Below are 16,627 nucleotides of genomic sequence, written 5' to 3'. Positions count from 1 at the left end.
GGAGACAGGAATGGGTTCTGATGGCTAAGACGATTGCGACGATCAACCTCAAGGGCGGCGTCGGTAAGACGACGATCACCGCGGGGTTGGCCGAGTTCATGTCGCTCGAATTCGGTCAGCGCGTGCTGCTGATCGACCTCGATGCGCAGATCAATCTGACGACGATGATGATCAGTGAGGATCACTGGCTCGAACTCAACAAGCAAGGGCTGACCAGCGCAACCATTTTCCGTGACGCTGTCGATGGCACGTCGAACTTCGATCTCGAAGCTTCGATTCAGCGCGGAGTCTCGCCGGTCAAGCGAGTGACGGGTGTGGATCTGCTTCCCTCATCTCTCGATTTGATCGAGCTGCAGGAGGAGATCAGTGCCCTTCGGGTTGCTGATCGGAACTCCACCAAGCCGGTTGAATTGTTGAGGGATGCCGTCGCCCCGGTGATGCCGTACTACGACTATGTTCTGATCGATTGCCCGCCGAATCTCGGGCCGATCACACTCAACGGATTGGCCATGGCTGACGGCTACGTGATCCCCACGATCCCGGATGTACTCTCCACGTACGGCATTCCGCAGATCCAGACGCACATCGCGAAGTTCGGCAAAGAACTCGGCCGTGAACTCTTCGAACTCGGGTTGGTGATCACCAAGTACAAGTCCAACTCGGCGGTGCACCGCACGACTGTGCGAAATCTTCGGCGCGATCCCAACGTCCCACACGTATTGCCGGAATATCTCGCGGAGTCGAATCAGATTGCCGCGTCGGCGGAGTTTCACCCGTACAGCACTTTGAAGGTGAAGTACGGCAACGCAGGTCAGTTCGATCAGATGCGTGCAATTACGCAGAACATTCTCACGGAAGCGCAGGCGAAGCTATGAGTGCGGGTATCGATGAGGCGCGTCGTCGCGTGCAGGTGCAGGAGACCGGTGCCGCGCTCTTGAAGTTGGGTGCAACTAATGCCTCGGCCTCGGTGTTGCTGGCCAAGCTGGTTCAGGTCGTCGCGGAGGAAGCTGCCCGTACCCCGCGGTTCGCGAAGGCAATCGAAAGCGCTTTCGCAGTTCCGTCGGATGGATCCGCCGTTGTGGTACCTGCTTCTGCGCCGGCGCCGCGTCGTCGTGCTGCTGTACCGAAGGTGAAGCGGGAGCCGGGGGCTTTCGACCCGTTCGAGGTCTTCAAGCTTGATGGGGAAGAGGCTCTCTTGGAGCGTCTTTCGGCCCTCGATGCCGACGGGATCAAGGACATCATCGCGGAGCAGGAAATGGATACGCACAAGGAGACGGGTCGCAAGCGCAAAGTGGATGTGCTTGCGATCTGGACTGTCGAGCGGGTGAAGACTCTTACCTCGAAGGGGAGTGCGTTCAGGTAGGGGCTGGTGACGCCTTGACTCTCTGGCCGATTCAGAATCCCCACCGACTGCAAACTTCTCCGGTTATGTACCCATCGCGGCATCCGAAGTAGGTCTGAATGCAACCCGACGTCGAGCATCCTGATTCGGCGACGCCTTGTTGGTTTTGGATAACTTCAGCCGGAGTTGCGGTTCTCACGGTAGTAACTGGCACGGTTGCATTCGGATCTGGATATGAACCACCCGTGTACGGATTTCGGCAGACAGTCCCGTCGCAATTGAAGGTATTTGCCTGGCGCTCGCTCTCCAAGTATTTGTTTCCTCCGAGTTGATCGAAGCACCACTGTGAAAATGCCATCGTTCCGTCGCTCATCCGCGCAGGGCCGGGTGTGCCGTGTAGACATTCGACCACGACCGGCGCCGCGGGAGTAGGCGCTTCGGTGGTGGGTGGAATGGATTGAACAGCAGTCGCGCTTACTGACGTGACCACGACGTCGGATGTGATTGGGGTAGTCAGGGGATTCGCTGTAGCCTCCGATCGAGGAGTGGACGAGGCTGCGGTCGTCGAGGGTGCGGTTTCGGCTGGAGGTGTCGAGCAGGCTGAGAGTGCCAGTAGACCTGCAAGCGCGACGAGTGTGCAGGCGTGCCGAGTCTTCATGAAAGCCGATTTGTGCCAGTAATTTTGACTCACCATTAGCTCCTGAGGTGTGGGTGTGATGCACTTGCTGAAGTCGGTTGTGGCTGTAGTTCTTGGTCCGCTGGCTTTGCGTATTTTTGCACGGTGCAAAAATGACCAGCTAGCTGCTGAACTTCGGTGCCTGAGCCTGGATTCGCATATCGCTCAGCGTTAGGTTGGTCCGAACAACGGTCCATTCCCATCCGTTCGCCGACCGGCCGACTGAGTGCGTGAGTGCTGCTGATACGGAAGAAAACTCGCGCCCACCAGCGAAGATCGCACCGTCATGTCGAACGCGGGCTCGATGGACAAGGTTCTTCTTCGGTTCGCGATAGACGAGTTCGTCGTCGGGTTGTAACAATCCTTGATTGAGGAGGACCTGAATTGTTTCGGTGTAGTGTTTTCGTTTGATTGCGGGATCTGGAGGCTGAGATTCTTTGGCAAGTGCTGCAACATATATCTTTTCGATTGTCAGAGGATTTCGTTCGATAATGTTGAGATAGCCCGGCAACAGTCTTAAACCTGATTCAACGTGGTCGGCCCTGAGCTGACCTAGCCCGAAGAAAGCTGACGGCAGACTGGCAATTTGTACAGAGGTCAGCACAGTGCCGATCGGCATCGATCTGAACACTTCGTTGACATGGCTGGCGATATCCACCTGAGGCGGGGCAGGAGGTGTTATTCGAGGTCGGTCGGTCGGCGTGGGTCGACTTGAAGGGACCGAGACTGGAACAGGGATGGAGAGCGGGTGCGGCCACTCTTTGCAGAAGGAATCGGCAAGTCTGACACTCCGCTGCAGAATTTGCTGGGGCCCGAAATCGAGTGGAAGCAGTTGGTTGACTCCAGATGGGGTGGTCTCCAGAATCAATGACCGTCGTTTCTCCCAAGACGCAGTGGAAGCTGTTGCGCCAAGCTTTTTCGGCAATAGCGTTAGGTTGCCTAACGTGTCGAGAATTTCGTCTGGAGCGTCCCGAAGATTGGGTGCTAGAAGGTATTCGATAGCCAGGTCAGAGGTAGCGGACTCTTCCGTGGGTGCCAGCGCTCGATTGCATCCACCCAGCACGAGTCGAATTCGTGCTCGGGTCAGTTGGCGGTAAATCGGTTGCGTAAGGAGTACATCTTGAACGGCCTCGTCGGTCGGCCAAAACCCGGATTCCGCGGACTGGTTTAGCAGGTACTCGCGGATCGTCGTGGTAGGAGGTTCTGTTCGGCGCTTCAGTAGGTGGAGGAGCTCAAGCATCATGCGGTTGTAGTTTTTGCTGGTCAGTCTGGATACCATTCGGCGGACCAGCCATGATTCGAGCAGTTGAAGGGCTGCACTTCTCTCGTGTGATGGATAGCTGTCAAATAAGAACAACAATACTGGTGTGATCACGGTTGTATCAAGCACGCTCAGGCGGGAGAGGAAGAGTGTCTCATCGGAACTTTCACCCTTCGATTCCGTGAGGTTCTCGTAAATGCTGCTGAATCGCTTGATCTCGGACATCAGATCCGGAATTCTTTCGCGACTAAGCGTCGCTGTGAAGGTGCGAAATTGAGTGAAGAGTGCTGGTGCCAGGATCTCCTTGCCCAGCCGCATCGTCAGATAGTGGGCGAAAAAGGCGTCGAGCCGCGATCGGTTCAGTCGGCCTTGCCGGATCTCTGATTTCCATGCCTTCGATTCCAACGGTTGCCAGTAGAGGTTGTAAAGGGTCTCGGGGTCATGGCCGTAAGACTCTGCTAGTTGGAATAGGAGATTCTTGATGAGATCGCTCGGAAGCAGGGGTGTGCCACGGTCATTGAGGCTCTCAAAGATCACTTGTGCATTGTCGTGCTGGCTGAGATTGATGACGACTAATTGCAGCCCATCGCGGAGGACGTTTACCAGCGAATTGGCAGCGGAATCTTGGGCCTCGGATCCAACGAACTCTTCGAGCCATTGGAGGGCACGTCGAAAGAAGTACCTGTATGCGTCAAGGAGTACCGAATCAGAATCGCTGTCGGTGAGTAGTTCGTCGATCTGGTGCTGAGTGTCCGCCACGATGATGGTTGAAAACGGACCACGATCGGTTAACGTCGGCCAGACTTTGAAGCGTGCATGGCGGTCAGTGGATAGTTCGTCTTGGTTACGTGTGAGCTGGCGCAGTGCATTTATGTATCGGTCGGGAACACCTCGCGTCGTAAATGCATCTCTCACTGCTGCAAGTAGCACTTGCAATGTGGTGAGGCGCTGTTGACCGTCCACAACTTGACGCGACGGAATCGAGCCTTTCGTGGCCTTGAGATGATCCAGAACTACCGCCCCGAGGAAGTGAGGATTGGCGTCGTCGTCATCCGCGAACAGCGTCACCATGCTCGCGACGTCGTTCCATAGAGGTTCCCAGTTACGATCTTCTTTCCATACGTATGGTCTTTGAAAGATCGGGACGATCAGACACTCGTCCGAACCAAATATTTCTCGGATGGTGTGGGGTCGAGCATCCATTGCGCATCCTTGGTGTCGGTGTGTGGTGATATCTCTAGGGAACAAAATGACACGTTAGTCGAGCTGTCTGACATGAGGGAGGGGCGCCAAGTGCTAACCGTGTCGTCGCGCGTGCTGAACTTGCTACGGGAAGTCCCCGAGTCTTCGGTAGAGGAATTGGTAGGCCGGCTCGCGGAATCGAGTTGCACGGCCAGTATGGTGGAGCGAATATTGTTCGACCACCCGGACGTGTTTGATCATGATGGCGGCATGTCTCGCAAGTGGCATGTGCTGAGCGGGAGGGCGTTCCCGATTGCACGCAACTACCTTGAGCAGCCACTAAGAAAGTGGCAGGAACATGCGCTTCAGGAGTGGATTGTGGCGGGGCGAGGTGGCGTTGTAGAAGCTGTCACGGGAACGGGTAAGACGGCCGTCGGCGTGGCTGCGATTGCAGATGCGTATTCGAGAGGGCTCCGGAGCCTGGTTCTAGTGCCTGGAATAGACCTGATGGAGCAATGGCATTCAGTCCTTCAGCGAGCTGTCCCAAACACAAAAATTGGTCGGCGAGGTGACAAGTTCAGGGATACGCTTGTCTCGCATCGCATTTTGATCTCGACCGTTCAATCCGCAGTTCGCGGTGAATCGTTCCATGCTAACTCCGGTTGTCTGCTGGTGGCGGATGAAGTGCACCGTTACGGGGCTTCGGCTTTTGCGCGGGCACTGACCGATGACTTTCAGGAGCGGCTCGGTTTGACGGCGACCTATGAACGCAGTGATGATTCGATCGATACAATACTGAGTCCCTATTTCGGATCGACCATCGACGGTTGTGACTACCGGCGTGGTTACGAAGAGGGGATCCTCGCTCCTGTCCGAGTAGTGAACATAGCGGTTCGGTTCACTCCGAAGGAGCGTCACGATTACGAAGATGCTGACGAGCGGGCAAGGTCCGCGCGCACGAAGTTGATCAACAACTGTGGCATCCCCGCCGAGCCGTTCGGGCTATTCATGCAAGAAGTTGATCGACTATCGAATGACGAAAATGCCGGTCCTGCAACATTTCTGGCGCGAAAGTTCATGAAGGCATTCAATGATCGGCGCTCTATTCTCGCTCAGAGCCATGCAAAGCTGGATCTGCTCAGACAGATTGGCTCCGCAATGCGGGGGCCTGCTCGGTCGATTCTCTTTTCTGAGACAGTGGCGGCCGCTGAAGCGGCGGCAGCGATGATCGCAGACCAAGGTGTTGCTGCGGAAGCGATGACTAGTGGGATGAAACCTGCTGAACGAGCAGCGTTGCTGGGACGATTTAGGGTCGGTGAGGTGGTTGCACTTGCGACGCCGCGGCTTTTGGACGAGGGAATTGACGTACCAGAAGCAGAACTCGGGCTCATTCTCGCGGCAAGTAGAAGCCGGCGTCAGATGGTCCAGCGGATGGGCCGGATCATTCGGCCCAAACATGATGGCCGCCATGCGATCTTTGCAATTGTGTATGTCGAAGGTACCTCGGAGGATCCGGCGTCGGGTGCGCATGAAACGTTTCTTAGACAGATCTTGGACATTGCCGACGAGGTACGTTCAGTAAGCGGTGCAGATGCAGCAGCTTTGCTGAGACGTTGGTTGTTGGAGCGTCCAGAAGACGTAGAAATGAACATTGCTGCAGAAGTACTAGATGCGCCTGTGAAAAGCGATCCGACCGAGTTCGATCCGGATCATGCAGCCGTGACTGCGTCGGAGTCCAATAGCTGGACGAAGGAAGCCATCCTCGACGTTTTCGACGATTTTGAGGGGCTTGCAACTTGGGATGAACTGATTGAATTATTGCCTGATGACGAGATCCGAAAAACTCTTATGGCAGGAAACTTGGACGGACGCGTCAGCTGGACCTTGGTTGATGGCGTGTTGGTCGGTGACGGTGGGCAGGACCGGACGAGTCGGAAGGATCGTGTTGCGCGGCTGTGGGCGCTCAGGGATACCCGAGCAGCTATTGCGCCCAATCCCGGACTGAAGCAGCTGCGCTGTGCTGCGAATGGCACTCCGCTCCAGAGTGTTTCTCTTCAAAGGTTGGCAGAACTATGGGAGTCTTTGGCAGGAAGTAGCTCTCAGGTACTCGAATCACGGGTCGACCATTCGGCGCCCGGCGTCGAGGTCGTTGCTGATAAACCTCCTAAGCAAGCAGTCGTGCCCCCAAGTGATCAGGAACTTCGCGCCCTGATCGAAGCAATCGAAGCGCAGGGCGGTAGAGCCACTTTGGTCGAGAACTCACGTCGGACTGCTTTGACTGTCATTGGCTCAGACGGTATCCGTCGCGTTGCGCGAGTGCTGGCCCCCACAGCAGGTGATTGGTTCGCATCGAAAGATGACGGAAATCGATCGCTTGATGACACTCACGCCACGTCGTGGATCTTTGTCGATCCCTCTGAACAGCCCCAGGCCCATTACATATGTTCGGCCTTCGATATTTCACGGTCGGTCCGCAACGAAATCGACGAATGGATGATCGCGAATCCGGGACTGACACGTCAACTGCATCCGATTCCGCGATCGATTGTGGTGAGCGGCCGCGATCGCTGGGATTACATTGGGTGTGGCACTGGTGGTGTTGCAAAGACAAATATCGCAGTCCCACGAATTGCTCTGACGTCGCCGTTGCCTAAAACTCCGGCGAAGCATGCGACCAACTCGAATTCAGTGGGCCAGAATTCATTGTCGCTGAGAGCAAGCACTCGGAAGGTCGTCGAACGGACGCTGGCGACCAAGAACAGCATTCGCATCTATATGGATGTTGAGGGATACCGTGTCGTGGCGCTCTACGACCAGGTTGGGGGCGGAGTAAAGGTCACACGCGCTGCTGGGTTCCAAGTACTGGAAGGGCGAACGTTCGCAGATCCGGGTGGCGCGGCGACTGCTGCCAAATCGGTAATTGCCGGCGACGACGTCGAATGCAATGGATGGATCGATTGGATAGTTGACGACGGATCTGGAATTTCATTGGCACAATCAGTCGGCAAAGGGCGCTAACGATGAGTAATTTGGCGCCTGGCCCGGGTCGAAAACCGACGTGTCGGCCCCATGCGCGATGATATCCAGGTGAGATTGGTGCCCGCAGTCGAACAGCTGATGGGCGTTATGGGAGGTACCGAATGACTAGTGCGTTGAGCCACGCCGAGACGCTTCGTCTGCCTGCGGACCACCGCTGGGTTGTTCTCGACGTCGAGACGTCGGGGATGCGGTCGGCATCGCATCGTGTGCTCAGCATCGCCGCATTAGTACTGCGTGAGGATGGTTCCGTAGAGCGTCAGTTCTCGACTCTGCTCAATCCAGGATGCGATCCGGGGCCCGTCCACGTTCACAACCTCACTCCCGACCGCTTGGCTGGTGCGCCGCGTTTCGAAGACATTGCTGAGGAATTCGCCGACTTGCTCTCAAGCCGGACCATGGTGGCACACAACGCGTCGTTCGACTACGGCTTCCTCGACGCAGAGTTTCAACGCGCAGGTTTTGGCACCCCGATCGAGAAGCGGCTGTGTACTTTGGCGCTCTCGCGACGCCTGGAGCTCGACGTACCCAATCACAGGCTCGCAACACTGGCCGAGTATTGGAAGATAGAACAGGTCAGTGCGCACGACGCCTACGACGATGCGCGGGTACTCGTCGAGGTCTTCGGCAGGAGCGCATCTCTCGCGGAAACGCTGCAACTTCCGCTTCCGGTGGTGGGGTGTAAGGACCGCCGGGCCACGGTCCACTCTCGCGAGATCAAGCGAGTGCCGTCGTCATTCACCAACCCCGGACGCCTAGATCTGACTCGCGGCTTGGTCCAAGGAATGAAGATAGCGATCAGTGGTCCGACATCCGCACCCCGGGCTACGCTGGCTGCCCGCCTCACGGATGCGGGATTCGAGTTCACAAATACCGTGAGTCGACAGACGAGTGTTCTGGTGTGTGACAACACTGCATCTCAAAGCTCGAAAGTACGTAAGGCCGAGTCGGATGGAATTCCCGTGATCTCGGAGCAGCAGTTGGAGCACTTGTTGGAACGTGCAGTGCCGGGTGAGATCAAGATTGAGGGCGCTTCCGTGGGAGTGAGCACTGTTGAACCCGTGCCTGACACGATGACAGCGCCGGAAGTCGAGGTCGAGCGCGAGGTGGTCCTGGTGCCGGAGATGATCGTGTCTGCGCAACATCGTCCCGACGAATCGACCGCCGGGGTACGGCCATCATCGATCGCGACTGCATCCCCGCTCGCAAATCGCAAGGCGAAGGCGTGGCAGGGGCGTCGCGTTCTGATTCTCGGCGGTACTCATCTCGACGGCGTGATCATGCGGTCGCGCATCCTGCAGCTCGGTGCTCGTCCGTCTCTCAACTTCACAACCGCGGTCACCGAGGTTTTGGTGTTGGAAGGCGGTGAATCCGACAAGCGGATGGCGAGGGTCACGGATCGAGGGCTTCCTAAGATCACGGAATCCGACGTCAACGAGGCGTTGGTCTCGGGTGTAGTTCCCGCCCACATGAGGCTCGAATCACGCTTGTCTGCACCGATTTTGATGCGTGGCGAGGTCGTCGATCTTCCTGCCGCTCAGTCGTTGTGGTCGATCAATGTTGCGTGGCGGGCAGAGAACGTTGGAGACGAATTCGACGTCGATGTGGTTGCCTTTCTCCTTGACGGAACCAACAAGGTCGATTCGGATCAGGATTTCGTCTTCTACAACAACACCGTGGATGAGGACGGCGCAGTCGAGCTCTCCGTCGACGGTGACAGTGAGCAGAGTGTCCGTGCAGATCTCGACTCTTTGCCTGCGGAATGTCAACGTGTTGTCATCGCAGCAGCAGTCGACGGTGACAAGACGTTCGGCGACTTAGGAGCAGTCTCGGTCAGCATTGATGGTTCCGACGGAACATTTGCCACATTTGTACTCGATCTCGGAACGGTTGAGCGGACCATGGTTCTCGCCGAGATCTACCGCCGCGGAAATGTTTGGCGGCTTCGGGCGGTAGGTCAGGGGCATAACCACGGACTCGGTGCTATGGCTGTCGGCTACGGTGTCGAAGTGGATGATTGACCTCGATTTGTTTCTCGAGACGGTGGAGTGAGGTCCAGTCGCATTGCGGCGGCTGCTTCGGCGTCTACATCCCGATGCTGGAGTAGTTCGATCAGGTCTTCTTGTCGCGGTTGCCCAAATGCCAGGCGGTAGAGGGCAACTCCGGCTTTGGAGTTCTCCAGTCGAGGGCCGTCGATGCTCAACTCATAGGGCATCAGTTCGCGAATCACCTTGTGAGATCCAGAGTAGATCCAATCCGGTACCAGCCCGCCGAGTTCTTCGTCCGGGATGGCGTACGCGGCCGTCCAGGGGTGGACGTCGTGAGCACCCAAAATGCTGATCCGGTGGCGCTCGACTAGGTTGCGCCGCACAGCATGGCCACGGAACCGGTTGACGCGACCGTCGCGTTGTTCGAAGTCAACGGGGTTCGACGGTGTATTCCAATGCACCACATGGTGACACCAAGGGTGGAAGTCGATTCCCTCTTGGCCGGCGCTGGTCGAGATGACGATGAACGGCCAGAACGGACTGTTGAATGCACGGCGAATAAGGGCCGGTCGAAACGACTCGTCGCTCTCGGATTTACCGCCGTATTGAACGGCAAGGTGAGTTCGGAAGCGGATGTTATCGGCTTCGTCTATGGGGTCGTGCGACAGGCTCTGACCCACTCGAAGTGACATCGCCTCGGCTGCAGAATTGGCGATGGCGTAGATCTGATCGACGTCGAGAGGCTCGCTGTCGTGGGTCGGTGTCAATTGCCCGAGATATTCGTCGAGGACTGCTTGGAGATTACCGTCGGCGCAGTACTGCAGAACCTGTCGCCAATACGGTAAGTCCGGATAGAGCTGCCGCAGAAGCACTGCGGATTGCCAACGATTGAACGTTGATCGGAGTCCTGACGCGATAGTGGCAGCAGCTCCCCAGATGTCGCCTTCTGCAACGCTCGGGGCAATCCGCAATCGTTTCAGCGATCGCCACGCGCAATTCGCTGGAGAGTGCGCCGCCAGTTTGGCAGTTACCTCGACGAGGTCGGGCGGTATCCGACCGTCGGTCAGCGTTGTGGTGCTCTCGGCGAGGGTCAGGAATGGATCGAGACTAGTTGCCTCGTCAGCCGCCTCGGCATCTGAGTCATGGTGCGACTGTAAGATATTGCGGAGCCATCCTTGATCGTCCGAGCTGAAATCGAACACGTCGAATTGCTCTCGATCGATATGCATCGGCCACGACCAATAGAAGTGTTGTGCCCCGGTCGCAGACGAAGTTCCGCGACCACGCGGAATGGTCGACTGAAGTCGCTCCACCACAGTGGCTTCGAAGGACACGGTATCAACCGGGTCGACGTGGTCTTGAGCAAGGGCGAGTGGATCCGACATTGTTGCGAGATGTGGCATCGGCCAGAAGAGGGCAAGGGTGGTCATCTGCGGATTGGATCCGCGGTATTCGAGCGGTGAACCGATGGCTCGGAGACTATCCGGATCGTTGGGAACTATCGAGGAATGTCCTTGCATCAAGCGATGTTCCGCGTGATAGCTCAGAATTGATGCGACGGCGGGAGGAGTTGACGACCAGCTGGAGAACACCAGTCGCTTCGTCGTCTGTGCCAGATTGGGATCAGCAAACGGACCTCCGGGGGTCAGGTACGGAAGGCTGGGCGGGATCCACAGTAGTTTTTCCCAGCCCGTATCGACGGTATCGTCGCGGAAATTTCGAGTCCGAGCGTTGCCCGCTTCGATCTCAGCGAACTGTCTGACAGCAGCGGCGTCGACTCTGCTGATGTCGAGTAAACGCGATTCGCTACTGCCGACGGTTGCAGCGTACTTCCGACCGAACTGATAGTTGCTCATGAAGTTGACGAAGTAGGGAACGGACTTCCAGTAGTCCACGCTGAACTGGGCGTCGAGTTCCCTGGCGAGGCGGCGCAGGGCCGCGTACCCGAGTAATTCTCGAGGTTCGATTCCAGAGATCGTGGACCTGCGTTCCCGAACCATTGTGTTGTCTGAATTGGCCGGGCGTTCCACGCGACACATCAAGGACAAGAGGAGGTTTCGTAGGTCTGACATCGTTTGCGTGGCTTCGCGATCCTCGATAACGGCATTGCGGAACTGCTCTAGCAACGCCATGACGTCACTGGATTTCACCAGCTTCGAACCATCAGCGAGGAAATCAATCGTCTTGGTGAAATCGGAGTAGTGATCGGCACCGGAATCGTCGGCCTCGGTATAAGGCTTGTATGGCGTTGCAGACAGAAGAAGTACCCGTGTCCCGTGGTGACCGAACAGATGGCGCGCAAGTTCGCCGGCGGATGTCGTCTCGTCCATCAACTCTGTGAACCGCTGAAACTCGTCCATGATCACAAGATCGGGCGCCAGCGAATTTACGCTGGCATGAGCAAGTTCGTACCGCAAATCTGCAATGAGGGTCGTGATGGCGGAGTTTCGACCGGGATCGTTGATCGGCTTTTTCATCAGGTCGAACAACCTGTCGGCGATGGACGGTTCGCCGGCGTTAATCGTGGCAACAAACGCTTCCAAGATCGACGGATCAATCGAATCGCCGAATTTCTCCTCGAAAACTGCGACGTCCCTTTCGAAGGTATCGAAGGAAGCGACGGAACCCTGCAGGATCGTCAGCGCAGCCACGCGTTGGGTGGCTGAGAACTGGAACTCGCGATCGAGCAACAGAAACAGCAGTTGCCTCTCATCGGAACGGCCGGTCCTTAGTCCCGTCTTGAATGATGTATCCGGAGTCAGTGAAACAAGATTGACGGGTACGCGCAGGTTGTCTTCTACGGAGTCCAGTCTGCGGTTGTGAGTGGCGAGCAGTGTCAACCGGCTGGTGTGTGTGATGTCTTTGTTGTCGGTGACATTGAGACGTTCGAGATTCTGTCGCGCGAGGTCGATGTTGGAGCAGATGTACACGATGTTGATCTCGGTACCGGGCGGGCCTTGTTGAAGGTGTTCGATTGTGCGCGCAATGATTCCGCGCGCCACCATCGACTTGCCGAGTCCAGTTTCGTCTGCGACGAGGAAGTGGCGACTGGGATCCGGTTTGTAGAACTGCTCGAATACATGGTCAACGGTGTCCCGCTGAAAGTCGCGTAGTCCGGAGAGTATTGTTTCGGCGCGGAATTTCTTGTTCATGCGTTTCTCCGATTCAGAACCGTTGCGGCAGAGTGAATATCCGTCCAAAGTGCGGAGAATCCTGGAGGCAGCAGGTCGCGACGTGTGTCGTCACGATGGAGTCGGCGAATGAAGCCGTCCATATCGGTGAGGACGGCCGGGGCCGTCGCCAGAGCGAGTAGGAGTGATTCGAGAATGCCGGGGAGCGGTCCGGATTGGGAGCCTTGACCGCGGATCATCTGGTCGAATGCTCCGCCTGCACTGTCCCCGCCATTGGAGATGGACAGCATTAGCGCAATAAAGCGCAAAACATCCTCGGGCTTCTTCAGCTGCGATGCAAGGATTTCGTCGAGGCGCTCGTCGGGCTCGTTGATCAGGTTGGCAACAACCACTGTGCCGCCGCTCGATCCGCCAGGTTCAGCGACACGAACTGCGAGGAACTGCGTGATGTCGACCAGCGTCAGCCCGGGACTGATGAAGTCAACGGGTTTGTCGGCCGTCATGGTAACTGCCGATCCGGGGCGGGTGGTCAGTTCGATCGTGGCGGTGTAACCATCGGGAAGTTGTATGGCTACAGCAGTTTCGATCAGCAAATCGAAGAATTCTCCGGCCGGTTGGACCGTCGCGGTGAACGGAGTTGATGCAACAGCTCGCAAGGTCTTGTCGAGTTCACGGCGAACGGCATCGGCTTCATCCGGTTCTGCGCCACCGGTGGCTTCGTACGGGCTGATGATGGGTCCGAGTCCGCCGCTGCTAAGCATGGCATTGATTCCGAATTTCTTTTTTGCGCCGGTCATTTCGACCAGAATCTCGACGTTTTTGCTGAATGCCGCAGCGGTTGCATTTGCAGAACCGATGAAAAGTCTTGCCGAGTGGTTGTATTCAACTACATAGGCCTTGGCGTGTAAACCGCCCTGGACATTTGCCGAGTCTGATTCGGGATCAGGAATTCCTGCGTCAGAGTTGAGCACGTACGACGCCTCGAACCAGCTCAGGGTGTCTGGGCGGAGCTGTTCCAAGGATTCTGCGCGGCTGATGACATTCGCGAGTACCCGTTCACCCGGAATCACAGTGTCGAAGCCGTCGTCGCCCAGGAACGGTGAAATGGCGAGGTGCCGTGTGCCTTCGAAGTTTGGTGATGGTTTATGGCCTGGCACGCCGAACACATGGAAGGCGATATCCGAGAGTCCCTCCGGCGCAGTCCACTCGGCAAACCTGACGTCGTCGGCCAATGCATGCACACGTCCGCGTCGAGTCGGCTCCAACGGCGAGACAGTGGCATCGTCAGCTAGGTATTGAAGCAATGCCCTCAGCGGCTTGTTGGTCTTGTTTCGCGCGCTCCCCATAGTGCCGTCGAGTGCCACAACCATGTCCCAGGAATTGTCCCGCGTCAGGTTTCGGCTCTGAACGAGGAGTCGGAAACTGACCGCGTCTTCGTCATCAATGTACTTGGCCAACCAGATCTTGGGGTGAAAGAGTGTCCCTGGTCTGCTGCGCACAGCATGGACTGCGGGCTCGAGGAAGGCCATGAGTGCATTCGTTCGCTCAGGAACTCGAATGTGTCCGGCTTGATGGAATATGTCGATAGCGTTGGCGCAGATGCGGATAGACGCCAGCATTGCAAGGGGATCCGTCGCATGGGACGGTGACGCAAAGGCGAGTGCAGGTACCAACGCGGCCTGTAGGTCGAGGGTGAATGTAGTTCCCACCAGGTGGTCGAGCCGAGAGCCTGCCGGTGGCCGCAGTTGATCCACCAGTGTGGCTCGTTCGTCAGGCGCCAGCATTGTTCAGTCCTTCGGAGATGTCGCTCAGTATTTGTGATGCTTGTGGCCAACGGAATTGGAGTCGACTGGCGCCGGACGCGCCTTGCCAGAGTCGCAGTTGTTTCTCGTTTGTCAGACGCGACTGCGCGCCCTTGTTCTGAAACTCACGATCGCCGATGAGTTTTCGCAGTTCGACGGAATCTGCCGGCGCGCCCGCTCCAAGGTCATTGATGCCGTCGATCCAGGTTTCGGCAAATTGCCGCGTTCGCGATGGCAGTGCTGGGAACCGGCTCCACAACCGCGACCGGTCCCAGGTCGGGGCAAGTGGATGATTCCAGTACCGCTCGCTCCACTGCTCGAGTTCGTCACGGTACCGCTGCGCGGGTGCCTCCACGCTTGTCAGCTCGTGGCGCTCGTACGCTTCGCCCACCATCAAGTTGTAGAGTAGCGACGCGCCGTGCAGGGCAAGCGAGAACAGCTCGGTGTCTTCGACCAGGCCGTGAAGCTCCTGCGGTGCTGCATCCAGATCGAGATCCCAGAGGTAATCGACGTTGAGGTCAGGCATCGTCGGTTGGCTCAGTAGATGCGCGAGCAAGGAACCGTCGCAGGTCACGACCATCCGCTCGCGAAGCCAATTAGCCTCCGCCACAGAGAGATCAAACCCCTGGTCTGTCACATCCGCGGGGAATGACTCAGGCAGAGGGAGCGTCGACCACGGTGAGGTGTCGTGCATCTCGTCGTCATTTGCCTCCCCCTTGCGCGACTGTGGCAGGTGCTGTGGTCGGGTGTCGTGGCGAAGGATCCTGTAGGTCTGCAGTGCATTCCAGTAGATCGCGGAGGGGAGTACCCGCACCGCTGCGCCGGCGACCCGTCCGATCAGCCCCTGAGTGTGGCCGGCCTCGCGGAGTGCGAGCAGTACCTCGCGTTGTTCTCGGTCTGCAGCTTTGACCAGCGCTGCACCTGATTTGCGCAGCGCTGCTCGTTGGAATGTCCACGGAATCAGGACCAGATAGCGGGCCCGCGTCTGGACGGTGGAGATCCCGGGGAACAGGCGGTCTGCGAGTCCGTCTCGGATCTGACCGATACCGAGATTGTCGAGGGTTCCGGGTTCGCTGAAGAGCACAACGAGTTCGCGCATTCGTCGTTCTTCCTCAGCGGACGTGTCGAGCCAGGCGATCAGCGACAAGTGAGCACTCCAAGATCAAGTCGGGACGAGCGAATCACCCGATTTTGATCGGGTGGTAATACAGAGCGTCGTCGGTTTCTTCGACATTGACGGACACTTCATCGCCAATGCTGAGATACGCATCAACATCGATCCGTTTTGTCTCACGGACGGCTTCACGAACAGAGCGAGCAGGAATCAATCCACGACGCCCATCGGGACCGACAGCAAGGGCATATTTGGGCCCGGTCTTCGTGACCCGCGCAGATATGGTTGCGGGGCGCTCACTATTCCCATTTGAGACAGGGGCCGGCCCACGTTCAGACGGTGCCAATGGAGAAGTCTGCTGATCAAGCTCTTCAGCGAGACTGTCAGCCATTTCGTCAACTTGCGCCAGCAATCCCGCCATTTGTTTGGCGTAGTTATTGTGAAACTCGTTTGGCTTCAGCGCCTCTCCAGGCTTGTACATGTCTTCGTGCGTCAACTCGCCCCATGCGTCTTGGAGTCTGGTCTTGATCTGAACTTCGACCTTTACATCGAGATCGCCTTGATGGGTTGGGACCCGAACGAGGAGAACGGCGTGGTACGCGCGGTATCCGCTGTCCTTGGGGCTGGAGACGTAGTCGATTGGTTCTTCTGCAAAACGCATCGAGCATTGAGACGAACGGCAGGACGTCTCGAGTGCTTGACTGAACGCAAGCTGGTCTCTGGGACTTTTGCACAATACCTTGATGCCGACCAGATCGCCGAGGGCGTCAATCACCGCTTCCGGTGTCGTTGGCACCGCAATCTTTGCTTCGGCGATCTTGCGACGAACTTTGTCTGCGGCGCGTTCGGGCGACTTGATACGCGCGTTCTTGGCGTTCATTCGGTCACGGTCGACGTTGTCCAACAGCTCGTCTGCCAGTGTTTCCAGAAACGTCTGAGTGGTTACCAGCGCTGCGTCCCACGCTCGCGAGCGGCCCCGGTAGAGCTCGTCGACGAGCTTCTGAATGTTGTCTTGCTCCATTGAAGCACCTCCCCCAAGATCAGTATCGAGACTGGCGTCGCCGAATCCCGTTCACCGACACCTTATCCGTCGCA

9 protein-coding genes are annotated in these 16,627 nt (G+C 57.3%); 4 read left to right on the top strand and 5 right to left on the bottom strand.

What is annotated here, in order from left to right:
* The first annotated feature begins 20 nt into the window (after positions 1 to 20).
* A complete protein-coding gene (locus ACBG85_RS19200) occupies positions 21 to 875 on the top strand; it encodes a ParA family protein (RefSeq protein ID WP_003940667.1) in 855 nt (284 codons plus the stop codon).
* Positions 872 to 1,363 carry a hypothetical protein gene (locus tag ACBG85_RS19195; protein WP_070160179.1) on the top strand — a complete coding sequence of 164 codons (492 nt, stop codon included), beginning with the start codon at positions 872 to 874 and terminating at the stop codon, positions 1,361 to 1,363. The genes ACBG85_RS19200 and ACBG85_RS19195 overlap by 4 nt, the downstream gene beginning before the upstream one ends.
* A 776-nt stretch (positions 1,364 to 2,139) precedes the next feature.
* Here the strand turns inward: ACBG85_RS19195 and ACBG85_RS19190 are convergent.
* Complete coding sequence (locus ACBG85_RS19190; protein ID WP_372024403.1) at positions 2,140 to 4,482, bottom strand: DUF262 domain-containing protein; 2,343 nt, start codon at positions 4,480 to 4,482, stop codon at positions 2,140 to 2,142.
* Between the two features lie 90 nt (positions 4,483 to 4,572).
* On the opposite strand from ACBG85_RS19190, the gene ACBG85_RS19185 reads away from it, so the two are divergent.
* Together ACBG85_RS19185 and ACBG85_RS19180 are read left to right on the top strand one after the other, a co-directional pair.
* Positions 4,573 to 7,479: a DEAD/DEAH box helicase gene (locus ACBG85_RS19185; RefSeq protein WP_372024400.1), complete on the top strand. Its 2,907-nt coding sequence runs from the start codon at positions 4,573 to 4,575 to the stop codon at positions 7,477 to 7,479.
* 122 nt (positions 7,480 to 7,601) lie between these two features.
* On the top strand, positions 7,602 to 9,518 hold the full coding sequence (locus tag ACBG85_RS19180) for a TerD family protein (RefSeq protein ID WP_372024397.1): 1,917 nt from the start codon (positions 7,602 to 7,604) through the stop codon (positions 9,516 to 9,518).
* On the opposite strand, the gene ACBG85_RS19175 is transcribed toward ACBG85_RS19180, so the two are convergent.
* Genes ACBG85_RS19175 through ACBG85_RS19160 form a run of 4 tightly spaced genes read right to left on the bottom strand, consistent with a single transcriptional unit; the run spans position 9,494 to position 16,553 of the window.
* Positions 9,494 to 12,637: a helicase-related protein gene (locus tag ACBG85_RS19175; RefSeq protein WP_372024395.1), complete on the bottom strand. Its 3,144-nt coding sequence runs from the start codon at positions 12,635 to 12,637 to the stop codon at positions 9,494 to 9,496. The two genes, ACBG85_RS19180 and ACBG85_RS19175, sit on opposite strands and share 25 nt — an antisense overlap.
* A complete protein-coding gene (locus ACBG85_RS19170; protein WP_372024392.1) occupies positions 12,634 to 14,400 on the bottom strand; it encodes a phospholipase D family protein in 1,767 nt (588 codons plus the stop codon). The genes ACBG85_RS19175 and ACBG85_RS19170 overlap by 4 nt, the downstream gene beginning before the upstream one ends.
* Positions 14,387 to 15,565, bottom strand: coding sequence for a DUF6361 family protein (locus ACBG85_RS19165; protein WP_372024390.1), 1,179 nt, complete (start codon positions 15,563 to 15,565; stop codon positions 14,387 to 14,389). Before ACBG85_RS19165 ends, ACBG85_RS19170 begins: the two co-directional genes overlap by 14 nt.
* Before the next feature lie 34 nt (positions 15,566 to 15,599).
* Complete coding sequence (locus tag ACBG85_RS19160; protein WP_075833834.1) at positions 15,600 to 16,553, bottom strand: GTP pyrophosphokinase family protein; 954 nt, start codon at positions 16,551 to 16,553, stop codon at positions 15,600 to 15,602.
* Between the last annotated feature and the right edge of the window lie 74 nt (positions 16,554 to 16,627).

The sequence above is a fragment of the Rhodococcus sp. NyZ502 genome (genome assembly GCF_041464245.1).
GTDB classification, from domain to species: Bacteria; Actinomycetota; Actinomycetes; order Mycobacteriales; family Mycobacteriaceae; genus Rhodococcus_F; species Rhodococcus_F qingshengii.
Note: the sequence above shows the minus strand (reverse complement) of the source record. Positions and strands in the feature narration are given on the sequence as shown.